Origin of the sequence: Sphaerisporangium rubeum (genome assembly GCF_014207705.1) — a bacterium.
In the GTDB taxonomy this organism is placed as follows: Bacteria; Actinomycetota; Actinomycetes; order Streptosporangiales; family Streptosporangiaceae; genus Sphaerisporangium; species Sphaerisporangium rubeum.
This window is the reverse complement of sequence record NZ_JACHIU010000001.1, coordinates 2,308,035-2,333,549: the sequence shown is the minus strand read 5'-3', so window position 1 is coordinate 2,333,549 and position 25,515 is coordinate 2,308,035. Positions and strand designations below refer to the sequence as shown.

Here is a 25,515-nt window from a genome sequence, read left to right as displayed (position 1 = left end):
ACCGGCCAGGATGGAGGGCGACCTAGACAACGATGCAGAGGCTTACCAGTCGATCCTCGGAAGGCGATGACCCAGTGGCTTCCGGACGCCAGCGTTTCTCGATCATCAGCGACGGTCTACCCAGCCAGCTCCCTGATGTCGACCCCAGCGAGACCCAGGAGTGGCTTGAGTCGCTAGACACCGTCGTCAAGACGGAGGGTCGGAGCCGAGCCCGTTACCTGATGCTGCGCCTGCTAGAGCGCGCGCGCGAGCATCAGGTCGGCGTGCCCGGTCTGCGCAGCACCGACTACATCAACACCATCCCCCCGGAGCGCGAGCCCTGGTTCCCCGGCGACGAGTACGTCGAGCGCCGGATCCGGGCCTACATCCGGTGGAACGCCGCGGTGATGGTGACCCGGGCCAATGCCCGCACCAACGTCGGTGGCCACATCGCCACCTACGCCTCGGCGGCCTCGCTGTACGAAGTGGGCTTCAACCACTTCTTCCGCGGCAAGGACCACGGTGAGTCGGGTGACCAGGTGTTCATCCAGGGTCACGCCGCGCCGGGCATCTACGCTCGCGCGTTCCTGGAGGGCCGCCTCAACGAGGCGCAGCTCGACGCCTTCCGCCAGGAGCTGTCGCAGGGCTTCAAGGGCCTGCCGTCCTACCCGCACCCCCGCCTGATGCCCGACTTCTGGGAGTTCCCCACGGTGTCGATGGGCCTCGGCGCGATCGGCGCGATCTACCAGGCGCGGTTCAACCGCTACCTGCTCAGCCGCAAGATCAAGGACACCAGCCGCAGCCACGTGTGGTGCTTCCTCGGCGACGGCGAGATGGACGAGCCGGAGTCGCTCGGCGCGATCGGCCTCGCCTCCCGTGAGGAGCTCGACAACCTCACGTTCGTCATCAACTGCAACCTGCAGCGCCTGGACGGCCCGGTCCGCGGCAACGGCAAGATCATCCAGGAGCTGGAGTCGTACTTCCGCGGCGCCGGCTGGAACGTCATCAAGGTCGTGTGGGGACGCGACTGGGACCAGCTTCTCGCCGCCGACGTCGACGGCGTGCTGGTCAACAAGATGAACACCACGCCGGACGGCCAGTTCCAGACGTACTCGGTGGAGTCCGGCGAGTACATCCGCGAGCACTTCTTCGGTGACGACCCGCGGCTGCGCAAGATGGTCGAGCACCTGTCCGACGACGACATCCGCAAGCTGTCGCGCGGCGGCCACGACTACCGCAAGGTCTACGCGGCGTTCAAGGCGGCACGCGAGCACGTCGGCCAGCCCACGGTCATCCTCGCGCAGACCATCAAGGGGTGGACCCTCGGCAAGGACTTCGAGGCCCGCAACGCCACCCACCAGATGAAGAAGATGAGCAAGGCCGAGCTCAAGGAGTTCCGCGACCGGCTGTACCTGCCGATCCCGGACAAGGACCTCGAGGGCGACCTGCCGCCGTACTTCCACCCCGGCGAGAACGACGAAGAGATCGCCTACATGCGCGAGCGCCGCGCGGCCCTCGGCGGCTACCTGCCGAAACGTGTAGTACGTGCCAAGCCGCTCAAGCTCCCCGGCGACAAGGTCTACGCCGACCTGAAGAAGGGCTCCGGCAAGCAGAACGTCGCCACCACCATGGCGTTCGTCCGCCTGCTGAAGGACCTCATGAAGGACAAGGAGATCGGCGCCAGGTTCGTGCCGATCATCCCGGACGAGGCCCGCACGTTCGGTCTCGACGCGATGTTCCCGACCGCCAAGATCTACTCTCCGCACGGCCAGACGTACGACGCGGTGGACCGCAACCTGCTGCTGTCGTACAAGGAGTCGCTCGAGGGCCAGATCCTGCACGAGGGCATCAGCGAGGCCGGGTCGATGGGCTCGACCATCGCGGCCGGCAGCGCGTACGCCACGCACGGCGAGCACATGATCCCGATCTACATCTTCTACTCGATGTTCGGGTTCCAGCGCACCGCCGACCAGATGTGGGCTCTCGGCGACCAGATGGGCCGGGGCTTCCTGCTCGGCGCCACCGCCGGCCGCACCACGCTGAACGGCGAGGGGCTGCAGCACGAGGACGGCCACACGCCGCTGATCGCCTCCACCAACCCGGCGGCGGTCTCCTACGACCCGGCGTGGGCCTTCGAGATCGCGCACATCGTGCGGGACGGCCTGCGGCGCATGTACGGCGAGAACCCTGAGGAGATCTTCTACTACCTCACGGTGTACAACGAGCCGTACCCGCAGCCGGCCGAGCCGGAGGACCTCGACGTCGAAGGCGTGCTGAAGGGTCTGTACCGCTTCGCCGCGGCCCCCGCGGTCGAAGGGCCGCGGGCCAACATCCTGGCCTCCGGTGTGGCGGGCCGCTGGGCCCTTGAGGCGCAGCGCCTGCTGGCCGAGGAGTGGGGGGTGGCGGCCGAGGTGTGGTCGGCGCCGTCGTGGTCGGAGCTGCGCCGCGACGCGCTCGACTGCGACGAGCACAACCTGCTCAACCCCGAGGCCGAGCAGCGCGTGCCGTACGTCACCAAGGTGCTGACCGACGTCCCCGGGCCGTTCGTCGGGGTCAGCGACTACATGCGGGCCGTTCCCGACCAGATCTCCCGGTGGGTGCCGGGTGACTGGTCCTCGCTCGGCACCGACGGTTTCGGCCTGTCCGACACCCGTTCGGCACTGCGCCGCCACTTCCACGTGGACGCCGCGTCGATCACCCTGGCGGTGCTGACGCAGCTCGCGCGGCGCGGCGAGGTCAAGCAGGAGGCGCTGCGTGAGGCCATCTCGCGGTACCACCTGAAGAACGGCGTCACCGAGGTCGCGGCGAACCCGACCCGCGAGAGCAACGAGACGCAGTCCATGGGGGTCTGACCACCTCTCCGCCCGGCCCTCGCACGCACGGCGTGCGGGGGCCGCCGCGTTCCCGCCGGGCCGCTCAGTCCCGGACCGGGTCCTCGGTGGCGAGGCCGGCGATGTCGGGGACGTACTGTTCCAGCCGGCTGCGTGGCCAGGCGGGTTCGCCTGTGGTGGCCGCGGCGCCGATGCGGTCCAGGCGGAAGACCCGGACGTCCTGGCGTAATCTGCACCAGGCGACGAGGTACCACAGGCCGCCGCGTCCGCCGATGAACACGCCGGGCTCGACCTCGCGCTCGGTGGTGGCGCCGGCGCGGTCGTCGTAGGTGATGCGCAGCACCTGGGTGCGCAGCAGCGCGTCGGAGATGACCTTGGCGATGGCCGCGCGGCGCGCGGTCAGGGCCTCACCGGGGAGGGAACCGGCGGGGGGCGCGGGGCTCGCGGCCACCAGTTTGCGCAGCGCGCTGTGCGCGTGCGCCGCGAACGGCCGCTTGCCGGCGCGGCTCAGCGCGACGGCCACGGCCACCGCCTCAGCGGGGGTGAGGTCGAGCGGCGGCGGCGCGTGGGCCTCGCCGATGGCGTAGCCGCCGCGGCGGCCGGGTTCGGCGCGGATGGGGACGCCGGCGCGCTGGAGGGCCGCGATGTCGCGCTCGACGGTGCGGACGCTCACCCCGAAGCTCTCGCTGAGCTGTCGTGCGGACCGCCACCTGGGGGAGATCGCGCGCAGCTCCTCGACGAGAGCGTAGAGCCGATCGGTACGGTTCACATCCCGAAACTACGCCGCGCGCGCGACATTCGGCCGCTCAGCCGCGAAACAGGCACCTCGCTAGGAGGCGGTCCACTCCAGCAGGCGCTCCAGCGGCCAGGTGCCGACCACCCGGCCGGCGGGGACGCCGCACAGCGCGGCGCGCTCGCAGCCGAACACCTGCCAGTCGAGCTGGCCGGGTGCGTGCGCGTCGGAGTCGATCGAGAACAGGCAGCCCGTCTCGTACGCCAGCCGCAGCAGGCGTTTCGGCGGGTCCAGCCGGTCGGGCCGTGAGTTGATCTCGACGGCCACGCCGAAGCGGCGGCACGCCTCGAAGACGATCTCGGCGTCGAACGCCGACTCCGGCCGCAGGCCCCCGCGCCTGCCGCCGGAGCGGACGATGCGACCGGTGCAGTGGCCGAGCACGTCCACCAGCGGGTTCGCGACGGCCGTGACCATGCGGCGGGTCATGTCCTCGGCGTCCATGCGCAGCTTGGAGTGCACGCTCGCCACCACGACGTCCAGGCGGCCGAGCAGCGCGGGATCCTGGTCGAGCGACCCGTCCGGCAGGATGTCCACCTCGATGCCGGTGAGCACGCGGAACGGCGCGAGCCGCTCGTTGAGCGCCTCGATGACGCCGAGCTGCTCGCGCAGCCGTTCGGCGGACAGGCCGCGCGCCACGGTCAGGCGCGGCGAGTGGTCGGTCATGGCGAGGTAGTCGTGGCCGAGGTCGCGCGCGGCGGCGGCCATCTCGTCGATCGGGGAGCCGCCGTCGGACCAGTCGGAGTGCGCGTGCAGGTCGCCTCTGAGCGCGGCGCGCAACGCGGCGGCGCTCTCGCCGAGGTCCTGTCCCGCGGTGTCCTCAAGGCGGCGCAGGTACGTCGGCACGGCGCCGTCCAGCGCCTCGGTGACGGCGAGCGCGGTGACCTTGCCGACGCCTTTCAGGCCGGTCAGCTCCCCCGACGCCGCCAGCCTGGCCAGCTCGTCGCGTGGCAGCGGCTCGATGGCGGCGGCGGCGCCGCGGAAGGCACGCACCCGGTAGGTCGGCTCACCGGCGCGCTCCAGCAGGAACGCGATCCTCTTGAGCGCCTCGGCCGGTTCCACAGTTCCCGGTCTACCGCACGCGGGCCCGCCTTGTCGCCTCCCACGCGGCGCGAGCGGGGTCCCACAGGGGCCGTACGGCTGTTCCACGCGCGCTGACCTGGCACCCTATGGGTGTGAACGACCGGGTACGCAAAGACACCGCGCGGCGGCTCGAACGCGCCATGGGAAGCCTTGGCACCGCCGCCATGGCGCGCATGGACGACCGGCTGGCGTGGTACCGCCAGCTGTCGGCCGAGGACCGCTCGTGGGTGGGGCTGGTCGCGCAGGCCGGCATCGCGGCGTTCGTCGACTGGTTCCAGAGCGCGGACGGCGGCACACCGGCCCCGAGCGTCGAGATCTTCGGCACGGCGCCGCGCGAGCTGAAGCGCTCGGTGTCGCTGCAGCAGACGGTGGACCTGGTGCGCATCGTGGTCGAGGTGGTGGAGGCCGAGGTGCAGGAGCTCGCCGCCCCCGGCGGCGAGGACCAGCTCCGCCAGGCCATCCTGCGCTACACCCGCGACGTGGCGTTCGCGGCGGCGCACGTGTACGCGCGCGAGGCCGAGGTGCGCGGCGCGTGGGACGCGCGGCTGGAGGCCCTGATCGTGGACGCGCTGGTGCGCGGCGAGGTCGGCGACGGCCTGCACTCCTGGGCCGCGGCGCTCGGCTGGACGTCGTCCCCGGTGGTGGTGCTCGCCGGCCACGCGCCGGAGGCCGACCCGCAGACCCTCATCGACGGCATGCGCGACAAGGGCAGGCGCCTCGGCCACGACCTGCTCGCCGGGGTGCAGGGGGAACGCCTGATCGTCATCGTCGGCGGCGCCGGCAGCGTCAAGGACGCCGCGCGGCACGTCGTGCCGCGGTTCGGCCCGGGGCCGGTCGTGATCGGGCCCGAGGTGCCGGACCTGCAGGCGGCGGCGAGCTCCGCGCGGGCCGCCATGGCGGGTCTGCGCGCGGCGGCGGGCTGGCCGGACGCGCCGCGTCCGGTACCGGCCGAGGACCTGCTCGCCGAGCGGGCCATCGACGGCGACGAGGACGCGCGCGCACAACTCGTCGAGAACGTCTACCGGCCGCTCGAAGGCACCCCCCTGCTCGACACGCTGGCCACTTACCTCGAACAGGGCACATCTTTGGAAGCCACGGCACGCCTGCTGTTCGTCCATCCGAACACGGTGCGTTATCGTCTGAAAAAGATCACAGAGCTGACGGGGTACCTGCCGACGGAGGGCCGGTCGGCCTTCACTTTGCAGGTGGGCCTGATCCTTGGCAGGCTGTCGCGCACTGCCGTAACCTGACCGGACTTTGGTAACGGGCCGGAAATCTCCGATGGAGGTTTCCTACAAAAACACAGTGACAAAGTTCGTACGGATCATTAGCACTGTGGTGAACTCCTACAGGGCATGGTGGTTTTTGTGCTCGTTATCGTCGCTCCCGGCCAAGGCGCCCAGACTCCAGGCTTCCTGACCCCGTGGCTTGAGACCCCCGGTCTGCGTGACCGGCTCTCGGCATGGTCGGAGGTCGCCGGCCTCGATCTGATCGCCTACGGGACCACCGCCGGCGCCGACGAGATCCGTGACACCGCGGTCGCGCAGCCACTGTTGGTAGCCGCCGCGCTCGCCTCGGCCGAGGCACTGCTCGACGGCTCCCCCCTTCCCGCGGCGGTGGTCGCGGGCCACAGCGTCGGCGAGTTCGCCGCCGCGGCGCTCGCGGGGGTGCTGACCGCCGAGCAGGCCCTCGGGCTGGTGCGCGAGCGGGGCCAGGCCATGGCCAAGGCCGCCGCGGTCACCGAGACCGGCATGACGGCCGTGCTCGGCGGCGACGAGCAGGAGGTCCTCGCGGCCCTCGACAAGCACGGCCTGACCCCGGCGAACGTCAACGCCGCGGGGCAGATCGTCGCGGCCGGCACGCTCGATGAGCTGGCCGCGTTCGCGGAGGCTCCCCCGGCCCGCGCGCGCCTGCGTCCGCTCGCGGTGGCCGGCGCGTTCCACACGGTCCACATGGCTCCGGCGGTCGAGCAGTTGCGCGAGGCCGCGGCCGGCCTCACGCCGGCCGACCCCGGGCCCGTCCTGCTGTCCAACGCCGACGGCGCGGCCGTGCCGCGCGGCGAGGAGTTCCTGCGGCGCCTGGCCGAGCAGGTGGCCCGGCCGGTCCGCTGGGACCGCTGCATGGCCACGATGGCGGAGCTCGGCGTGACCGCCATGATCGAGCTCGTCCCCGGAGGCACCCTCACCGGCATCGCCAGACGCGCGCTGCCCGGCGTCGCGACGGTCGCCCTCAAGACCCCGGGCGACCTCGACGCCGCCCGCGACCTCATCAGCAAGGAGACCACCGCGTGAGGATCCTGCGGGGCGCTCCCGGCGCCAGGGTGCTGGCGTTCGGCGCCTACCAGCCGGCGGGGGTCGTCACCAACGACGACCTCGCCAAGACCATCGACACCACCGACGAGTGGATCCAGAGCCGCGTCGGCATCAAGGAGCGCCGCGTCGCCGGGCCCGAGGAGTCGGAGGTCGATCTCGCGGTGCAGGCCGGCGGCAAGGCCCTGGCGGCGAGCGGGCTCGCGGCCGGTGAGGTGGACCTCGTGATCGTGGCCACGTGCACGCCGGAGACGCCGATCCCGAACGTCGCGGGGCGGGTGGCGCACCGGCTCGGCATCACCGCGCCTGGCGCGTTCGACGTGAACGCCGCGTGCGCCGGCTTCTGCTACGCGCTGTCGGCCGCGGCGGACGCCGTCAGGTGCGGTTCGGCCACCCACGTGCTGGTCATCGGCACCGAGAAGCTCTCCCAGTGGGTCGACTGGACCGACCGCGCCACCTGCGTGATCTTCGCGGACGGCGCCGGCGCGGCCATCGTCGGCCCGTCGGACACCCCCGGCATCGGCCCGGTCGCCTGGGGCAGCGCCGGCGACAAGCACGACGCGATCGCCATCAAGGACCGCGCGTCCTTCCTGCACCAGGAAGGTCAGACGGTGTTCCGCTGGGCCACCACCGAACTTCACCCGGTGGCGAAGGAAGCGTGCGACCGTGCCGGGGTGGACCCGGCGGAGCTCGCGGCCTTCGTCCCGCACCAGGCGAACCTCCGCATCGTCGAGTCGATCGCACGCAGGCTCGGCGCGGACAACGCCGTCATCGCCAAGGACATCGTGCTGGCCGGCAACACCTCCGCCGCCTCGATCCCGCTGGCGCTCAGCCGCATGATCGAGCGCGGCGAGGTCCAGTCCGGCGGCCTGGCTCTTCTCCTCGGTTTCGGCGCCGGCCTGACGTACGCCGGCCAAGTGATCGAGATCCCCTGAGTTCGCGCGGACGGCCCCCGGGTCGCCGCGCATCCACCAAAGAAAACACATCCGATAAAGGGAGAAATCGCGACATGGCTTTGACCGAGCAGGAGATCCTCGCGGGCCTCGGCAAGATCGTCAACGAGATCACCGGCATCCCTGCCGCCGAGGTCACCCCGGAGAAGAACTTCGTGGACGACCTCGACATCGACTCGCTCTCGATGGTCGAGATCGCCGTCGCCGCGCAGGACGAGTTCGGCGTCGAGATCCCCGACGACCAGCTCAAGCACCTCAAGACCGTCAAAGACGTCATCAACTTCATCCAGAACTGACCGACGGCGGCCCGAAGGCCCGGACCACACCGCCGGGCCGGGGCACGCCGGCGGCTGCATGACCTCGATGGGAGCGCGTTGAAGTGAGTTCAGACCGGATTCGAGTCGTGGTCACCGGCCTCGGCGCGACCACCCCGCTCGGCGGCGACGTCGCCTCGTCCTGGTCCGCGCTCCTGGCCGGCCGGTCCGGCGTGGCGACGCTGACCGAGGACTGGATCGACAGCGTCCCGGTGCGGTTCGCCGCCAGGGCAGCGGTCGAGCCGGGGGAGGTGCTGCCGCGGCCCGAGGTGCGGCGGCTCGACCGGGCCGAGCAGTTCGCGCTGATCGCGGCACGCGAGGCGTGGGCCGACGCCGGTTCCCCCAAGGTCGCCTCCGACCGCCTCGGTGTGGTGGTCGGCAGCGGCATCGGCGGCATCACCACCATCCTCGAGGCCTACGACAACTTCCGCGAGAAGGGCTGGAAGCGCCTCTCGCCGTACATCGTCCCCATGCTCATGCCGAACGGCTCCGCCGGGTGGATCGGCATCGAGCTCGGCGCCACGGCCGGCGTGCACGCCACCGTCAGCGCCTGCGCCACGGGTGCGGAGTCCATCGGCTACGCCATCCAGATGATCCGTTCGGGACGCGCCGACGTCGTCGTGGCCGGTGGCACGGAGGCGGCCATCCACCCGCTCAACGTGGCGTCCTTCGCCGCGATGCGCGCCATGTCGACCCGCAACGACGAGCCCGAGCGCGCCTCGCGTCCCTGGGACCGGACCCGCGACGGGTTCGTGCTCGGCGAAGGCGCGGGGATCATCGTGCTGGAGTCCGAGGAGCACGCGCGGGCCCGCGGCGCTCGTGTCTACGGCGTGGCCGCCGGGGTGGGGTACTCCGCCGACGCGCACCACATCGCGCAGCCCGACCCGACGGGGGCCGGCATCAGCAGCGCCACCCGTCACGTGCTGGAGGACTCCGGCCTCACCGGGGCGGACATCAAGCACGTCAACGCGCACGCGACCTCCACCCCCGCGGGGGACGTCGTGGAGGCCATCGCGATCCAGGAGATCATCGGGGACCACCCGCTGGTCACCGCGACCAAGTCGATGACCGGCCACCTGCTCGGCGGAGCCGGCGGCATCGAGTCCATCTTCACGATCAAGGCACTGTACGACCGGCTCGTACCGGCCACCGTCAACCTGGAGGACCTCGACGACGGTGTCGAGGTGGACATCGTGCGCGGCGAGCCGCGGGCCCTGCCCGGCGGCCAGATCGCCGCCATCAACAACTCCTTCGGGTTCGGCGGCCACAACGTGGCCGTGGCCTTCGCAAGCATCTGACCTTGGAGCCGACCTTGACTGTGCTCGACAACGGGGTGGTGAGTGCCGCCTCTTCTCCGGAGGCGGCGGAATCCGACCCCCGAGATCCCCGTACCCGCCTCACCGCCCTGTTCGACGAGGGCTCGATGCACGCGATCTCCCCCGAGGACCGCAGCGGCGCGCTCGCCGCGATGGGCCGCGTGGAGGGGGTCCCCGTGGTCGCCTTCGCCAGCGACGCGCGGGTGCAGGGCGGCGCCATGGGCGGCGAGGGCTGTGAGCACATCGTGCAGGCCTACGACGTCGCGGTGCGCGAGCGGGTGCCGATCATCGGCCTGTGGCACTCCGGCGGCGCCAGGCTGGCCGAGGGTGTGGAGTCCCTGCACGCGGTGGGACGGGTGTTCACCGCGATGACCAGGGCCTCCGGCATCGTGCCGCAGATCTCCGTGGTGCTCGGCCCCGCGGCCGGCGGCGCGGCGTACGGCCCGGCGCTCACCGACCTCGTGATCCTGTCCGACCAGGGCCGCATCTTCGTGACCGGGCCCGACGTCGTGCGCAGCGTCACCGGCGAGCAGATCGACATGGCCGCGCTCGGCGGCCCGGAGCCGCACAGCAAGCGCAGCGGCGTGGTCCACGTGGTCACCAAGACCGACACCGACGCGCTGGTGCAGGCGCGGCGCCTCGCGGTGCTGCTCGGCCACCAGGGACGGGTGCGCGCGGCGTCGGTGCAGGACGCCGACTTCTCCGGGCTGCTGCCGACCGAGGCGCGGCGCGCGTACGACGTGCATCCGCTGGTGAAAGGCCTGCTGGACGAGCCCGGTGTGGAGCTGCACCCGAAGTGGGCCCCCAACATCGTGACCACGCTCGGCCGGCTCGGCGGCCGCACGATCGGCGTCATCGCGAACAACCCGATGCGGCTGGCCGGTTGCCTCGACTCGGCCTCCGCCGAGAAGGCCGCGCGGTTCGTCCGCATGTGTGACTCCTTCGGGGTGCCGCTGGTCGTCCTGGTGGACGTCCCCGGCTATCTCCCCGGCGTGGGCCAGGAGCACGACGGCGTGGTGCGCCGCGGCGCCAAGCTGCTGCACGCCTTCGCCGAGGCGTCCGTGCCGAGGGTCACGCTGGTGACGCGCAAGGCGTACGGCGGCGCATACATCGCGATGAACTCCCGGTCCCTCGGCGCGACCAAGGTGTTCGCCTGGCCGACCGCCGAGGTCGCCGTGATGGGGTCGCTCGCCGCGGTGCGCGTGCTCAAGCGCCGCGAGATCGCCGCCGCTCCCGAGGAGGAGCGTGCCGAGCTGGAGGAGAGGCTCGCCGCCGAGCACGAGAAGGTCGCCGGCGGCCTGGACCGCGCGCTGGCGATCGGGGTCATCGACGAGGTCATCAAGCCCGACGAGACCCGCGGCGCCATCGCCAAGATCATCGCGCAGGCCACCCCCGGCCGCGGCGCGCACGGCAACATCCCGCTCTGACCGCCGCCACAGCCGTACGGAACAGGCGGAAGGCCACGCACGACATGTGCGTGGCCTTCCGCCGTTCCGGCGCGGCAGCGGCCCACCTGAGGGCCGCGGGGAGGGTGCGAGGTCAGACGGCGGCGTGGAGCCAGCGGACGGGAGCGCCGTCGCCGGCGTAACGGAACGGTTCGAGCTCCTCGTCCCACTGCTTGCCGAGGAGCTTGTCGAGCTCCTCGGACAGGTCGGCGCGGCCCTGGCTGGCCATGAGCATGACGTTGCGCAGGCGGTCCTCGGGGACATGGATGTCTCCGGAGACGCCGATCACCGCCGTGAAGGCCCCCAGGGTGGGGGTGTAGGCATGTCGAGCGCCGTCCACCCCCGGGGAGGCGTCCTCGGTGATCTCGAAGCGGATGCGCTGCCAGCCCATGAGCGACGAGGTGATGGCCGCGGCCGTGCCGGGACGACCCTCCCACTCGGCCTGCGTGCGCACGGTGCCAGGCTGCGCTGGCTGAGGTGTCCACGACAGGTCGACAGGGACGCCAAGGACACCCGCGACCGCCCATTCGATGTGCGGGCACAGCGCGGGCTGAGCCGAGTGGACGTACAGCACGCCACGAGCAGACACCGGACCTCCCGTTTCGTACGAGGTGCGCCTTCCCCAACGTCCTCATACTGGGATGATCACAAGTGACTGAGGGAGAGACTACCGTCCGTCGCGGCAGGGCACCAGAGCCGGGTCATACCTAATCAAGCTTGGCCACCTTCCGTATGGGGAATGACACACTCCGTGTTTACTCTATCGTGAAGGAGGCCGTCATGAAGGTTCAGGTCGTCGAGAGGGACCCCGGCAGAGGCGCGCTCATCCGGCCGGGTGAGCTGCTGGCCCGCTCCCCCGTGGCCGCCGAGCGGTGGACGCAGTCGGCCGAGCGCCGCGACGGTTTCTACGTCCTGCGGCTCGCCCCCGGCGCCGACCCCTGCCTGCTCGCCGCCGAGCTCGCCGAGCAGGGCCATGTGGTGTCGCCGAACCACGTGGTGATCGGCCAGCCGCTGTTCTTCGGCGGCCCCACCGGCGCGCCGCGGCCCGCGGCCCCGCCGCCGTACCGCGCCGGTGAGCCGTCCCGCGTGACCGCGGCCGTGCTCGACACCGGGGTGGCCCCGCACCCGTGGTTCACCGGCAGCGACTGGTTCCACGACCAGGCGCGGGAGGTGCCGGACGCCGACGGCGACGGGGTGCTGGACGGCCAGGCGGGACACGGCACGTTCATCGCGGGCCTCCTGCTGCGCCAGGCCCCCGGCGTGCGGCTGCGCGTGCTGAAGGTCCTGGACGGCAACGGCGTCGGCGACGAGGCCGGGGTGCTGCGCGCGCTGGCGTGCCTGCGCGGCGAGCGCGTCGACGTGCTGCTCATGTCCTTCGGCTGCCACACCTACGACGACCGGCCCTCCCCTCTCATCGAGAGCGCGCTGGCCGCCATGCCGGACACGGTCGTCGTCGCCTGCGCCGGCAACACCGCCTCACCCCGGCCGTTCTGGCCCGCCGCGCTCCCCGGAGTGATCGCCGTGGCGGCCCTGGACACCTCGGGTGCGGCCCGCGCGCGGTTCTCGGCCTTCGGCCCATGGGTGGACGCCTGCGCGCGCGGCGAGGCGCTGGCGAGCAGTTTCGTGAGCTTCGACCGCTTCGACGGGTACGCCGTGTGGAGCGGCACGTCGTTCAGCGCCGCCGTGGTCGCCGGCGCCATCGCCGACGCGGCACGCCACATGTCCCCCGCCGAGGCCGCGGCCCACGTCCTCGACGAGCGGCGCAACCCCCGCATGCCGGATCTCGGTGTCATGGTCCCCGCTCCCCGCTAAGGTGCGTTCATCACGCGAAGCACTCATCCGACCACGTGAAGTAATCACCCTGACGTCCCCGCTCCCTCGAAGATCCCCAAGTGTCACGACTTCTTCGAAGACCCCCAAGGCTCACGACTCCCTCGAAGACCTCCATGTCTCATGACTTCCTCGATGACCCCCATGTCTCATGACTTCCTCGACGAACGGTCCTGGCGAGAGCTGGTCGACCGCTACGGCCACCGCATGTGGGCCGTGGCCCGGGCCTTCGGCCTGAGCGCCGCCGACGCCTCCGACGCCGTCCAGGCCGCGTGGCTCCGCCTGGCCGAGCACCACCACACCGTCCGCGACCCCGCCCGCGTCGGCGCCTGGCTCGTCACCGTCACCCGCAACGAGGCCTGCCGCATGACCCGCCACACCGCACGCCACCACCCCGGCCTCCCCGACGACCTCCCCGCTCCCCGTACCCCCGATCCCATGACCACCGTCCTCGACACCGACGAGGCCCACCGCCTCTGGTCCGCCGTCAAACGCCTCCGGTCCCCCTGTCCCGCTCTCCTGCGCCTGATGGCCACCGCGCCGGAGGCCCGCTACACCCAGATCTCCCACCACCTGGACATGCCGATCGGCAGCATCGGCCCCACACGGAGCCGCTGCCTCGCGCAGCTTCGCGCCATCTGGCAGCAGGAGAACCCATGACGTCACCACCGGAGTCCCGGCGGCCACGCGAACAGGAAGGCACTGTCATCGACGGCGACGAATATCTCCTCGCGGCCCTGCGGATCGCGGCGGGGACCGACCCCGTGCCGGCGCGGGTGGGGGCCGACGCGCGTGCCGTGCACGCGTTGCGGTTGCCGGGTGCGGTGATGGCGCTCCCCGTGCCGGTCCAGGGAGATGGAGGCCACCGGGGGATGGCCGCGCCGCGGCGAGGCGCGGAGACGTCGCTCACCGACCACGAGGACGCGGGGACCCGGCTCCTGCGGTTCGCGGCCGGTGAGATCACCTTCGACCTGGAGGTCACGGTGTACGCAGAGCACTTCGACCTCGCGGGACAGATCCTCCCCGCGCCGCAGGCGGGAACACGGGTCGAGATCCGCACGCCGTACCTGAGCAAGGTCCGTTTCCCCGCCGGCTCCGGTGACTTCGCGACCACAGGCCTGCCGCACGGCTGGCTCAGCGTCGTCTGCCATCGCCCCGAACTGCCGCCGGTCGCCACCCGCTGGCACCGCGTGCGATGACGGGACGGCCTGAAGGCACGCTCGGCCGTGAGCTGGTCACCGCCGCGGAGGAGGCGGTGCGGCTGTGCGGGGCCGATCCTTCGGCGGCGCGGAGGCTGGCGGGGGACGTGCTGGCGCGGGCTGTCACGGTCCGGTGCGCGGAGGCCGAGTCGGTGGCGCACCGCGCGCTGGCGCTCGCGGCGCGGGAGTTCGGACGGCTGGCGCTCGCCGCGGAGCATCTCGGCAGAGCCGTGGACGCGGCGGAGGGGCTGCCGTCCCGAGCGGCGCAGGCCCGGCTGTCGCTGGTGCCGATCCTCGCCGACCTCGGCGACCCGCTCGGGGCCCTTGAGGTCGCGGACGCCGCCGAGGGACACCTGGCCGGGCTCGACCTCGCGAGGCTCGGCGTGCAGCGCGCCGTCGCGCTGGTGCGGCTCGGCAGGCACGCCGAGGCCGTCGCACGGTGCGACACGGCCGTCACCGCGCTCACCGGCGCCGGGGACCCCAAGTTCCTCGCCGGAGCCCTGCTGAACCGCGGGATCGCGCTGACCTACCTGGAGCGGTACGACGCGGCGTCCCGCGATCTCGCGGCGTGCGCCGCCGCCGCGGGGGCCGCGGGGCTGGACCACGTCTCCGCCTTGGCGCAGGCGAACCTTCCGTTCGTCGCCACCAAGCGCGGCGACATCGCGTCCGCGTTCACGGCCTACCGGCGCGCGGTGACGGCGCTCGCGCCGTACCCCGAGCGGCTGGCCGCCATGCGCGCCGACTTCGCCGACGCGCTGCTCGCCGCGCACCTCCCCGGTGAGGCCCGCGCGGTGCTCGCGCAAGCCGTCCCCGACCTGACGGCGGCCGGGGCCCAGGTCACCCTGGCCGAGTCGCGCCTGGTGCTGGCCCAGATCGAGCTCTTGCAGGGTGACCCGCGCCAGGCGTACGTGACCGCCGTTCACGCGGCGGCCGAGCTGACCGCGCAGGGCCGTCTCACCTGGGTGTCGCTGGCCGAGGAGACCATGTTCCGCGCCAGGCAGGCCGAGAACCCCGCGCACGCCGCCAGGTCGCTCACCGAGGCACGCGCTCTGGCCGCCAGGCTCGCCGCCGACGGCTGGGCCGGCCCCGCGGCGGCGTTACGGCTCACGACGGCCGAGACGACCCTTACCCTCGGCAAGATCGCGGACACCCGTGCCGAGCTGGCGCACGTCCTCAGCGGCCGGCCCGCCGCCAGAGCGCACCGGGTGGTGCTGCGCCACGCCGCCGCCTTGAACCGCTGCCTGGACGGCGACATCCCCGGCGCTCAGGCCGAGCTGCGCGCCGGGCTGCGCGCCGCGACAGAGGGCAACGACCGGCTGGCCGACCCGGCCGTCCGCGCGCACGCCGTGCGGGACGGTGAGCGCCTCGCCGACTTCGGCCTCGGCCTGGCCCTGCTGGACGACGAGCCGGAACCGGTGCTCGCCTGGGCCGAGCACTGGCGTGCCCTGGCCCGGGGTCGCCGCACACGCCGGGTGACCCCCGACCACCTGCGGCCCGCGCTGCGCGGCGCCGCGCTGGTGGAGCTCGTCCGCCACGGCGACGCGCTGACCGCCGTCGTCGTCACCGAGAGCCACTGCGCGCTGCGCCGCCTCGGCTCGCTGACCACCGCCACCGAGGCCACCCTCCGCCTGCGCCATGCTCTCCGCCGCGCCACCGCTGACCCGGCCGGCCCGGATCGGCTCCGCGGCAGAGATCACAGGCTCACGCCGGCGAGTCCCGCGTGGCACCCCGCCGCGGCGGCGCTGGCCGCGCAACTTCTCGGCCCGCTGGCCAGGGACATCGGCGACCGTCCGCTCGTACTCGTCCCCACCGGGGCCCTGCACACGGTGCCGTGGCCGGCGCTCCCCCCGTTACGCGGCCGACCCCTCTGCGTCGCCGCGAGCGCCGCCTCCTGGCTGGCCGCGGCGCGCCGCCCCCCGGTGGGCCCGTCCCCGCACGTGATCGCCGTAGCCGGTCCCGGCCTCGCGCACGCCGCCGCCGAGGCCGCCGCCGTCCGCCGCGTCCACCGCGCGCCTGAGCCGTCTGATCCGCATGACCCGCATGTCCCGTCTGACCGGTCTGAGACGCCTGAGGAGGCGGCCACCGTGTCCGGGGTGCTCGACGCACTCGGCGAGGCCGGCGTCGCTCACATCGCGGCCCACGGCCGCTTCTGCGCACGTTCCCCGCTTCTGTCGAGCGTCGCGCTGCACGACGGCCCGCTCATGGCCTACGACGTCCTCGCGCTGGCACGCGTGCCGTGGCTGGTCGTGCTGTCGGCCTGCGACGCCGGCATGGCGTACGCACCGGTGGACGGCACCCCGCTCGGCCTGCCGGGGGCCTTCCTCGACCGCGGCTCCGCCTGTGTCGTCGCCGGGCTGCTACCGGTGCGCGACGAGGAGGCCCACGCGCTCATGACGACCTTCCACTCGCTGCTAGCACGTGGCGGCGGCCCCGCCGAGGCCCTGGCCGCCGCCGGCGAGCGCACCGCCGTACCCGGCTTCATGTGCTTCGGCTCCCTCGGCCGTCCGCTGACCGGCCGGCCGGTGGCGACACAGTGACACCGGCCACGCAGCCGGCGGTGGTGGCCGTCCGCGCGGGCCACCGTGCCGGCTCCGTGTGCTTCGGCTCTCCGGGCCGCCCGCCGGCCGGTCAGCCGGTGGCGACGGGCCTTGCGGGGTCGGTGACCCAGTGGGACCACGAGCCGGGGTAGAGCGCGGCCGGCAGGCCCGCGATCGTCAGGGCCAGCACCTGGTGGGACGCGGTCACGCCTGAGCCGCAGTAGGCCCCCACCGGGACGCCGGGGACGGCGCCGAGGGTGTTGAAGCGTTCGGTCAGGAACTCACGTGAGTGGAAGCGGCCGGAGGGCTCGACGTTCTCCATGGTGGGTGCGCTGACGGCGCCGGGGATGTGACCGGCCACGGGATCGACCGGCTCCACCTCGCCGCGGTACCGCTCGGCGGCGCGCGCGTCGAGCAGCACGCCGTCACCGGCGACGGCGGCGGCCTGCTCGGGGGTGAGGATGTCCATGCCGCCGGGGACGGCGGCGAAGTCGCCGGGAGGCGGAGGCGGCGGGATCTCCTTGGTCACGGGGAGGGACTCCTCGGCCCAGGCCCGCAGGCCGCCGTCCAGGACGCGGACGCGAGGGTGGCCGAAGTAGCGCAGGGTCCACCAGGCGCGCGCGGCTGAGGTGGAGTCGGCCTCGTCGTAGACGACGACGGGCCGGGACGCGGAGACCCCCAGGCGGCGCATGGCCGCCTGGAAGTCCTCACCGGACGGCAGGGGGTGACGTCCGCCGGGACCCGGCGGAGCGGCGAGGTCGTGGTCCAGGTCGCAGAAGAGCGCACCGGGGATGTGGCCCTCGCGGTAGGACTCGATGCCCGGCGGGCCGCCGAGCCGCCAGCGGACGTCGAGCAGGGTGATCTCACCCTCACGAAGCTCCGCGGCGAGCCCGGCGGCGGTGACGAGCGGGGACGGGTCAGCCGTTGGCACGGGCCGTCGCCTCCGAGAGCGCCTTGGCGAACGCGAGGACGTTGTTGACGGCCTCGGGGCCGTCGGCGGCCTCGCTGACGCGCAGGGACAGGTCGTCGGCGGTGATGGCGCCGGTGTATCCGTGGTCGGCGTCGCAGTTCTCGTCCCCGCAGGTGGCGGGCTCCAGGTCCACGTGGGAGATCGCTCCCCAGCCGATAGTGAGGGTGACCTCCGACGGCGGGACCCCCGGCACGTAGGAGGCGGGGTCGGGGACGACCCTGGTGACCGCCACGGACTGCACGCGGCTGAGACGCACGGCCTCTGTGGTGGTGGACGCGTGCGAGGTCGGCATGCCGTCCGCGGGTGGGTGCTCGTCGGTGTGGCAGACCAGCAGCCGGGTGGGTGACAGGACCACGACGGTGACGTGTCTGCGCACCTCCATCGCGGGGTCGAAGGTGGCCTCGTGATGCACCACGAACGCCGTCACCGGCTCCTTGCCTAGCGCGGACTCCGCGGCGTCGGCGACGAGATCGGGGTAGTAACCGCTGCGTTCGATGGCCTCGCGCAAACCAGCGGCCGAGACTCGGGTTTCCCTCATAGGTCCATCCTGCCCTGTCCGGGCACGGTGTTTCACCTCGCGACCGACCACTGTGACCGGCATGTCCTAATTAAGAAGTATGTGGGGACTACCGGTGGTGCGCCGCTTCTTCTCCTCGGCATCAAGACCGGCGTCCCGTCGCAGAGGTCACATCCGTTTCGTTGACTGTCCGTTTCCGGTCATTTCGCGCACAGCTCAGCGCAGGCGCCGGGGCCCGTGGTCGGGCCGCGGCGAGATCGGCGGCCGTACGGCGGCACGCGCGCCGAGGACGTACACGCCGTCCGCCGACACCAGCACCGGATCGAGGTCGAGCCGGGTCACACCGGGCAGCTCGTCGGCCAGCACCCCCACCCGCAGCAGCAGATCGGTGAGCGCCGGCACCGCGACCGGCGGGTACCCGTGGCCGCCGAACAGCAGCGGCGCGGCCCGCACCGACCGCACCAGGCCCGCCGCGTCCCGCGCGGTGAGCGGCGCCAGCCGGTACGCCTCGTCGCCGAGCAGCCGCGCGGTGGCGTCGCCGAGGCCGAACGACACCACGGCGCCGAAGTCGGGGTCGTCCACGGCCCGCACCACCACGCCGACCGCCGGCTGCGGCGCCATACGCTGCACCGCGAGCCGGACCCCGGGCCCGAGCAGGCCCGACAGCTCCTCGAAGGCCCGTCGCACGTCATCGGCGCCGGCCAGGCCGAGCCGTACCGCGCCGGCCCGGTGCGCGACCTGCGGGTCGGCGGACCGCAGCGCCACCGGCCACCCGAGCTTCTCCGCCGCCGCCTCCGCCTCGTCAGGCGAGGCCGCCGCCACGGCCGGCCAGACCTCCACGCCGTACCTGGCCAGCAGCCCGGCGGCGTCGATCTCGCCGGCCGGTCCCGACGCGATGGCCTCGGCCACCAGCGTCCGCGCGCCGGCGGTGTCGATGCCGTCGGGCCGCGAAGGCGCGGCCGGCGCGCGCTCACGGCCGCAGGCGTAGCGGACGACGTGCGCGAGGGCCCGCACGGCCTCCTCCGGGGCCGGGTACGACGGCACCGAACCCTTCGCCGGGCCGGTCGCCGTGTCCGCCTCCCCGGCGGCGCGCAGCTCCTCCGGCATGCCGAGACGACCCTCGAAGGTCGCCAGCAGCGGCTTTCCCGACTCGGTGGCCGCGCGGACCAGCTCGGCCGCCACCTCGGCGGCGTTGCCAGGCACCGGCGGCATGTAGATCGCGACGACGGCGTCCACCTGGTCGCGCAGCTCGGCGAGCGCGCGCCGGTAGTCGGCGGCCCCGGCGCGCGCGCCGAGGTTGGCCGCGGGGCTCGGTTCCAGCCCGGCGGCGAGGCAGGCGTCCACGGCGAGCAGCGCCAGCGCGTCGGAGTTGCTGACCACACCGACCCGGCGGCCGGCCGGCAGCGGCTGGTACGCCAGAAGCTGCGCCACGTCGAACAGCCGGGTGAGGTCGTCGACCCGGATCACCCCGGCCTGCTCGAACAACGCGGTGAGCGCGCTGTCGGGCAGCCGCAGCTCGGGGGCGGCGTGGCCCACCGGCACCCCTTGCGTCATGCCGCCGCTCTTGACCACCACGATCGGCTTGACGCGGGACGTGCGGCGGGCCAGCCTGGCGAACTTGCGCGGATTGCCGAGCGACTCCAGGTACAGCAAGATCACGTCGGTGGCCGGGTCCTCCTCCCAGTACTGCAGCAGGTCGTTGCCCGATACGTCGGCCCGGTTCCCCGCCGACACGAACGTCGAGATCCCCATGCCGCGCTGCGCGACCCGTTGCAGCAGCGCGGTGCCGAGCGCGCCTGACTGGCTGAAGAACCCCACGCGGCCCCGTCCGGGCAGCCGCGCGGCGAGGGTGGCGTTCAGGCGTACCGCGGGGTCGGTGTTGGCGATGCCGAGACAGTTGGGGCCGACGACGCGGAGGCCGTGCGCGCGAGCGATGCGCACCAGTTCGTCCTGCCGTTCCCGGCCGGCGGCCCCGGTCTCACCGAACCCGGAGGAGACCACGATCAGCCCTTTGACCCCCTTGCGCGCGCATTCCTCCACGACGTCGAGCACGCTGTCGGCCGGCACCGCGACCACGGCGAGGTCCACGTCCTCGTCGATGGCCGACACGCTCTTGTAGGCCCGAACCCCGGCCACGGCGCGGACCTCCCGGTGCACCGGGTACACCGGGCCGTTGAAGTCCGCGCCGAGCAGGTTGCGCAGCACGGTCTGGCCGATGCCGCCGGCCTCGCGTCCCGCGCCGATCACCACGACCGAGGACGGGGTGAGCAGCCGTTCGATGGAGCGGGCCTCGGCGCGGTGCTCGCGGGCCATGGTGACCTCGCGGGAGGTCTCGGTGGCCGCGAGGTCCAGCGTCATGCGCACGACCCCGTCGGCGAACCGGCTGCGCGCGGTGTACCCCGCCTGGCGGAAGAAGGCCGTCATCCGGCTGTTGGACGGCAGCACGTCGGCCACGAACGTCGTGATGCCGCGTTCTCGCGCCGCGGCGCGCAGGTGCTCCATGAGCACCGACGCCACTCCCCTGCCCTGGTGCGCGTCCTCGACCAGGAACGCGACCTCCGCCTCCTGGTCGGCGACGCGGTCGTAGCGGACGACGGCCACCATCTCGGCGCCGAGGGTGGCGATCAGCGCGACGCGGTCCACATAGTCGACGGTGGTGAACCAGGTGACCTCGCGGTCCGACAGTCTGGGACGGGGGCCGAAGAAGCGGAAGTAGATCGACTGATCGGACAGACGGGAGTAGAACGAACGGAGGAGATCGGCGTCCTCGGGACGGATGGGGCGCAGGTGCGCGGTCCCTCCGTCGGCCAGGACGACGTCGGCCTCCCAATGCGCGGGGTACTGAGGTTCCACATTGATGAGACTAAGGCGCACTATGTCGGGATTGTTCAGCAACGCTTGTGCATCGACTGTGCCCGCGTGTCCGCTCTATGCCCCACGCCCCGGCTTGAAGCTGTTAGGTTTTCTGTCAGCAGCCTCCTGTAGTGCCAACAAGGTGGTGACATCATGACGCGGGTTGTCGTGGTGGGCGATCTGATGACCGATGCGGTCGCACGCGCCCGCTACCCCCTCGCCCGGGCGAGCGACACTCCGGCCGTCGTCACCATGCACGGTGGCGGCTCCGGGGCCAACATCGCCTCCTGGCTGGCCGTCGAAGGCGCGGAAGTCGCCTTCGTGGGCCGCCGCGGCGCCGACATCACGGGCCGCAACCGGGACATGGAGCTGATGGGGTACGGCGTCGACGCCCGTCTGGTGATGGATCCCGAGCGTCCCACCGGCACCTGCGTGGTGCTGGTCACCCACAAGGGTGAGCGCACCCTGCTCTCCGACCCCGGCGCCAACGCGGCGCTCTCCCCCGACGACCTGCCGCGCGACCTGTTCATGCAAGGTGGCCATCTGCACGTCTCGGGATACACGTTGCTCAACGACGGCTCCCGCGACGCCGGGCTCGCCGCACTGGAGCTCGCACGCCGGGCCGGCATGTCCATCTCGGTCGACTGCGCCTCCGCCGCGCCACTTGAGCGCACCGGCGCCGAAGCCTTCCTGGAGTGGACGCAGAGCGCCAAGCTGCTGCTGCTCAACGAGGCCCAGGCCAAGGTGCTCACCGGCCGCGACGACCCCGCCTCCGCCGCCAAGGTGCTCACCGCCTGGTTCCCCCAGGTCGTGATCAAGATGGGTGCCGAAGGCGCGCTCTGGTACACCAACAACCGGCCCGAGCCGGTGCGGGTCCCGGCCGACCACATCGAGCGTGTGGTGGACGGCACCGGTGCCGGCGACGCGTTCGCCGCGGGCTTCCTCCAGCCCTGGCTGGAAGGCAAACAGCCCGCCGACGCGCTCGCCGCCGGCAACGCCTTGGCCGCCAAGGCCATCGGCAACCTCGGCGCACGTCCCCGTCTTTGATCCCGCGCCGCGTCTCGCGGCGCGACGGGCCATGACCACACCCCTGCGGCCGACCCCGTCGCGCCGCGCCGGCCGCCGCCGTACCGGACCCTGATGCGCGGCCAAGGCCGCCGTTGCCGATCAAATGGCGGCGTTCACCGCCGAGAACGGCCATAGGTATCAAATCCGACATTCTCCACGTATGTGGTTAATGCGCCATTCGGGGTAAGACAGGTACCGAGGTTTCTCGCAAAGGGGGATGTGATCGGCATGCCTTCTGAAACGGCGTGCCTTTCCTAGGAAAACCACGTTCCACGACACCAGATGCCGGGACCGCCGGCCGTCGAACCCTCTCACCACACGGACTCCGCGGTCCAGCAACCCTCCGGTGATCTTCATGTGTTCACGTCGCCCGTGATCCCGGGCCGGCGTACTCGCACGTGCTGGTTTCCACCGCCGGCCGATCGGCGTACAAGGACGCCTCGACGCGGCCGGCTTCGGATGGGAGGAACAATGGGCATTCGTCGCCACGGACGTAAGGCGATCCTGCTGGTGATCGCCGGAGGCCTCGGCCTCACGGCACCCGGCACCACCGCCGCCCTCGCCACCACCGCACCGTTCACCACGGCCCTCGCCACCGCCGCACCGGCTTCCACCACCCCGCTCGCCGCCGCACCGGCTTTCACCGCCGTGCTCACCACAGCACCGCTCACCGCGAGCGCGACCGCGCCGGACGACGACATCCGCTTCGCCCCCGTCTGGTACACCCCAGCGGACCTGGCGGCCTTCGCCGAGATCCGGCGGCGCCAGGAGACCGCCTGGGCCCACGGCGACGCCAAGGGCTACGCGTCGATCTACACTCCCGACGCCGACCTGGTGAACATCCTCGGCGAGCACCTCCACAGCCGCCAGACCATCACCACCAAGCTCCAGCAGTACTTCAACACCCAGTTGAAGAACACCCGCCTGCTGGAGATGGACGAGCGCATCCGGTTCGTCTCCCCCACCATGGCGATCATCGTGCGCAAGAGCTGCGTGCTCTACAACAAGGAGACGGCCTGCCGTCCGGACACCCTCTCCATCAACACCAACGTGGCGGTGAAGAACTCCGGCCTCTGGCAGATCGCCTCCTTCCAGAACACCCTCATCCGGCCTCACCGGTAACGCGACCGCCGACCGCAAGTCCGGCCGGACGGGGACCTGCCCGTGGCCGCGACCGCCGACCGCAAGCCCGGTCGGACGGGAACCTGCCCGTGGCCGCGACCGCCTGCCGGGGGACCGGCCGTACGGCGGCGCCGAGGGAGACACCGGTGATGATCCCCTCGGCGCCGCCAGGCGCCGGCGACCGTGCCGGTCAGGTCGTGGTGGCCAGGGTCAGCGGCAGGACGGCAGGGGCTCCCGAGCCGCGCAGGAGGGTGGTGGCGTAGGCGAGGGTCCAGCCGGTGTCGGTGTGGTCGTCGATCAGCAGGACGGGGCCGGCGGTCAGGTCGGCGGACGGCGGGGCCAGAGTGTGGCGCAGGGCTTTGACGCGTTGCGCGCTGTTGTGCTGGTGGCCGGGTGGGCCGTGGAGGTAGGTCAGGGACCCGAGGTGAGCGAGGCGGCCGATGGCGGCGAGGCGGTGGCCGAGGTCGGCGATCAGGGTGGGCCGGGTCGCCGACGGCATGGTGACGACGCCGGTGGGACGCTCCCGCCAGTCCCAGGAGGCGAGGAGCCGGACCACGGCGTCGAAGACGTCATCGGGGACGGGGCCGTCGGGGGTGCCGGCGGACAGCAGGCGGCGCAGGGTGTGGCCCCAGCCGATGTCGGTGAGACGGCCGAGCGCGCGGCCGGGCTCGGCGGTGAGGCCGGCGGGGATGCGGCCGGAGAGCCCGAGGTCGCGCAGGCCCGTGGGCCACATCTTCCTCGGCTCGATCTCCACGCCGGGACGCTGCAGCCGCTCGCGTGCGGCGCTGACCGCCGCGGGCTCGGCCTCCGCGGTGCGCCGGGTGCCGGTGCAGTTGTCGCAGCGGCCGCAGGGGACCGCGGTGTCGTCGTCCAGGTGGAGGCGCAGGAAGCGCTCCCTGCACTCGCCGGTGGCGATGTAGTCGAGCATGGCGCGCTGCTCGTCGGCGCGGGCCGCGGCCACCCTGGCGTACCGCTCGGCGTCGTACGACCACGGCACCCCGGTCGCCTGCCAGCCGCCGCGCACCCGCCGGACCGCGCCGTCCACGTCCAGGACCTTGAGCATGGTCTCCAGGCGGGTGCGGCTGAGGTCGACGCCGGTCTCCAGAGCGGCGGTGGACATGGTGCCGCCGTGCTCGGCCAGCACCGCCAGGGTGGCGCGGACCACGGTCTCGGACGGGAAGGCCAGCGAGGCGAAGTAGGCCCAGATCTCCCGGTCCTCCGGGCCCGGCAGCAGGATCACCTCGGCGCGTTCCACCCCGCGTCCGGCCCGGCCGACCTGCTGGTAGTACGCCACGGGGGACTGCGGCGCGCCGATGTGGACGACGAAACCGAGGTCGGGCTTGTCGAAGCCCATGCCGAGCGCGGACGTCGCGACCAGGGCCTTGACCTCGTCGGCCAGCAGCGCTCGCTCGGCCTCCACGCGCTCGGCCGGATCGGTCTGCCCCGAGTACGCCGCGACCTTGTGCCCCTGCTCCCGCAGGTAGGCCGCGACCTCCTGGGCCGCCGCCACCGTGAGGGTGTAGACGATCCCCGACCCCGGCATCTCGCGCAGCGCTCCGGCCAGCCACGCCAGCCGCTGCTCCGGCGTGGCGGCGCGCACGACGCTCAGCCGCAGGCTCTCGCGCTCCAGCGGGCCCCGCAGCACCAGCGTGCCGCCGTTCGCCGGGACCGGCTCCCCGGCCCCCGCGGCGTCACGGGCCTCGAAGGCGAGTTGCTCGGCGATGTCGCGGGTGACGCGCGCGTTGGCGGTGGCCGTCGTGGCGAGGACGGGGGTGCCGGAGGGCAGCGCGGCGAGCAGGGTGCGGATGCGGCGGAAGTCGGGACGGAAGTCGTGGCCCCAGTCGGAGATGCAGTGGGCCTCGTCCACCACGACCAGGCCGGCGTTCGCGGCGAGGCCCGGCAGCACCTGGTCGCGGAAGTCGGGATTGTTGAGCCGCTCGGGACTGACGAGCAGGACGTCGACGGCGCCACGCGCCACGTCGTCGTGCACGCGGTCCCACTCGTCGACGTTGGCGGAGTTGACGGTGGCGGCCCGCACACCGGCACGCTCGGCGGCGGCTATCTGGTTGCGCATCAGGGCGAGCAGCGGGGAGACGATCACCGCCGGCCCGGAGCCGCGGGCCCGCAGGAGCGCGGTGGCCACGAAGTAGACCGCGGACTTGCCCCACCCGGTGCGCTGCACCACCAGCGCTCTGCGGCGATCGACGACCAGAGCGCGGATCGCCGTCCACTGGTCCTCGCGCAGCACGGCGTGCTCCCCCGCGAGCGCGCGCAGCCTCGCCTCGGCCTCGGCGCGCAGGTCGCCGTCCGGGTCGTGACCGGCGGCCACGCGCGGGGTCTCGGGGCGGGTGGGGTCGGGTGAGGTGGCCATGGGTCCTTGTTACCAGGTCCGGGGGACA

20 protein-coding genes are annotated in these 25,515 nt (G+C 72.8%); 13 read left to right on the top strand and 7 right to left on the bottom strand.

The features are described from left to right. Positions 1 to 74 precede the first annotated feature (74 nt). A complete protein-coding gene (gene aceE, locus BJ992_RS09930; protein WP_184979714.1) occupies positions 75 to 2,831 on the top strand; it encodes a pyruvate dehydrogenase (acetyl-transferring), homodimeric type in 2,757 nt (918 codons plus the stop codon). A 64-nt stretch (positions 2,832 to 2,895) separates the two neighbouring features. Here aceE and BJ992_RS34210 read toward each other — a convergent pair whose 3' ends face one another. Further along, a complete protein-coding gene (locus tag BJ992_RS34210) occupies positions 2,896 to 3,579 on the bottom strand; it encodes a WYL domain-containing protein (protein ID WP_184979712.1) in 684 nt (227 codons plus the stop codon). 60 nt (positions 3,580 to 3,639) lie between these two features. After that, complete coding sequence (locus BJ992_RS09920) at positions 3,640 to 4,662, bottom strand: PHP domain-containing protein (RefSeq protein ID WP_184979710.1); 1,023 nt, start codon at positions 4,660 to 4,662, stop codon at positions 3,640 to 3,642. A gap of 107 nt (positions 4,663 to 4,769) precedes the next feature. Here BJ992_RS09920 and BJ992_RS09915 point away from each other — a divergent pair, with 107 nt between their 5' ends. The 6 genes from BJ992_RS09915 to BJ992_RS09890 all read left to right on the top strand — a co-directional run bounded on the left by BJ992_RS09915 (position 4,770) and on the right by BJ992_RS09890 (position 11,002). Then, positions 4,770 to 5,933, top strand: coding sequence for a PucR family transcriptional regulator (locus tag BJ992_RS09915; protein ID WP_184979708.1), 1,164 nt, complete (start codon positions 4,770 to 4,772; stop codon positions 5,931 to 5,933). Between the two features lie 117 nt (positions 5,934 to 6,050). Then, on the top strand, positions 6,051 to 6,974 hold the full coding sequence (locus BJ992_RS09910; RefSeq protein WP_184979706.1) for an acyltransferase domain-containing protein: 924 nt from the start codon (positions 6,051 to 6,053) through the stop codon (positions 6,972 to 6,974). Next, positions 6,971 to 7,927 carry a beta-ketoacyl-ACP synthase 3 gene (locus BJ992_RS09905; RefSeq protein ID WP_184979704.1) on the top strand — a complete coding sequence of 319 codons (957 nt, stop codon included), beginning with the start codon at positions 6,971 to 6,973 and terminating at the stop codon, positions 7,925 to 7,927. The genes BJ992_RS09910 and BJ992_RS09905 overlap by 4 nt, the downstream gene beginning before the upstream one ends. 74 nt (positions 7,928 to 8,001) lie before the next feature. After that, positions 8,002 to 8,241, top strand: a complete 240-nt coding sequence (locus BJ992_RS09900) for an acyl carrier protein (RefSeq protein WP_184979702.1) — start codon at positions 8,002 to 8,004, stop codon at positions 8,239 to 8,241. Between the two features lie 83 nt (positions 8,242 to 8,324). After that, positions 8,325 to 9,557 carry a beta-ketoacyl-ACP synthase II gene (locus tag BJ992_RS09895; RefSeq protein ID WP_184979700.1) on the top strand — a complete coding sequence of 411 codons (1,233 nt, stop codon included), beginning with the start codon at positions 8,325 to 8,327 and terminating at the stop codon, positions 9,555 to 9,557. 14 nt (positions 9,558 to 9,571) lie between these two features. After that, positions 9,572 to 11,002: an acyl-CoA carboxylase subunit beta gene (locus BJ992_RS09890; protein ID WP_221474741.1), complete on the top strand. Its 1,431-nt coding sequence runs from the start codon at positions 9,572 to 9,574 to the stop codon at positions 11,000 to 11,002. Between the two features lie 112 nt (positions 11,003 to 11,114). On the opposite strand, the gene BJ992_RS09885 is transcribed toward BJ992_RS09890, so the two are convergent. Beyond that, entirely contained in the window at positions 11,115 to 11,609 is a 495-nt protein-coding gene (locus BJ992_RS09885) for a DUF3145 family protein (protein WP_184979698.1), read from the bottom strand. Positions 11,610 to 11,800: 191 nt separating this feature from the next. Between BJ992_RS09885 and BJ992_RS09880 the strand changes: the two genes are divergently transcribed. The 4 genes from BJ992_RS09880 to BJ992_RS09865 all read left to right on the top strand — a co-directional run bounded on the left by BJ992_RS09880 (position 11,801) and on the right by BJ992_RS09865 (position 16,586). Further along, the gene (locus BJ992_RS09880; RefSeq protein WP_184979696.1) at positions 11,801 to 12,832 is read left to right on the top strand and encodes a S8 family peptidase; all 1,032 of its coding nucleotides are present in this window, start codon (positions 11,801 to 11,803) and stop codon (positions 12,830 to 12,832) included. Positions 12,833 to 12,985: 153 nt separating this feature from the next. Further along, positions 12,986 to 13,510: an RNA polymerase sigma factor gene (locus BJ992_RS09875; protein WP_246496592.1), complete on the top strand. Its 525-nt coding sequence runs from the start codon at positions 12,986 to 12,988 to the stop codon at positions 13,508 to 13,510. Beyond that, positions 13,507 to 14,049, top strand: a complete 543-nt coding sequence (locus BJ992_RS09870) for a hypothetical protein (RefSeq protein ID WP_184979693.1) — start codon at positions 13,507 to 13,509, stop codon at positions 14,047 to 14,049. Before BJ992_RS09875 ends, BJ992_RS09870 begins: the two co-directional genes overlap by 4 nt. After that, on the top strand, positions 14,046 to 16,586 hold the full coding sequence (locus BJ992_RS09865) for a CHAT domain-containing protein (RefSeq protein ID WP_184979691.1): 2,541 nt from the start codon (positions 14,046 to 14,048) through the stop codon (positions 16,584 to 16,586). The genes BJ992_RS09870 and BJ992_RS09865 overlap by 4 nt, the downstream gene beginning before the upstream one ends. 91 nt (positions 16,587 to 16,677) lie before the next feature. On the opposite strand, the gene BJ992_RS09860 is transcribed toward BJ992_RS09865, so the two are convergent. The 3 genes from BJ992_RS09860 to BJ992_RS09850 form a co-directional block, all read right to left on the bottom strand. Further along, a complete protein-coding gene (locus BJ992_RS09860; RefSeq protein ID WP_184979689.1) occupies positions 16,678 to 17,517 on the bottom strand; it encodes a rhodanese-like domain-containing protein in 840 nt (279 codons plus the stop codon). Further along, complete coding sequence (locus tag BJ992_RS09855) at positions 17,504 to 18,094, bottom strand: DUF5998 family protein (RefSeq protein ID WP_184979687.1); 591 nt, start codon at positions 18,092 to 18,094, stop codon at positions 17,504 to 17,506. The genes BJ992_RS09860 and BJ992_RS09855 overlap by 14 nt, the downstream gene beginning before the upstream one ends. A gap of 195 nt (positions 18,095 to 18,289) precedes the next feature. Further along, positions 18,290 to 20,926: a GNAT family N-acetyltransferase gene (locus BJ992_RS09850; protein WP_184979685.1), complete on the bottom strand. Its 2,637-nt coding sequence runs from the start codon at positions 20,924 to 20,926 to the stop codon at positions 18,290 to 18,292. A gap of 153 nt (positions 20,927 to 21,079) precedes the next feature. Between BJ992_RS09850 and BJ992_RS09845 the strand changes: the two genes are divergently transcribed. Beyond that, a complete protein-coding gene (locus BJ992_RS09845) occupies positions 21,080 to 21,973 on the top strand; it encodes a carbohydrate kinase family protein (protein ID WP_184979683.1) in 894 nt (297 codons plus the stop codon). 492 nt (positions 21,974 to 22,465) lie between these two features. Beyond that, on the top strand, positions 22,466 to 23,116 hold the full coding sequence (locus tag BJ992_RS09840) for an SgcJ/EcaC family oxidoreductase (RefSeq protein ID WP_184979681.1): 651 nt from the start codon (positions 22,466 to 22,468) through the stop codon (positions 23,114 to 23,116). A 190-nt stretch (positions 23,117 to 23,306) separates the two neighbouring features. Here the strand turns inward: BJ992_RS09840 and BJ992_RS09835 are convergent, their stop codons facing one another. Then, positions 23,307 to 25,487, bottom strand: coding sequence for a DEAD/DEAH box helicase (locus BJ992_RS09835; RefSeq protein WP_184979679.1), 2,181 nt, complete (start codon positions 25,485 to 25,487; stop codon positions 23,307 to 23,309). Positions 25,488 to 25,515 lie beyond the last annotated feature (28 nt).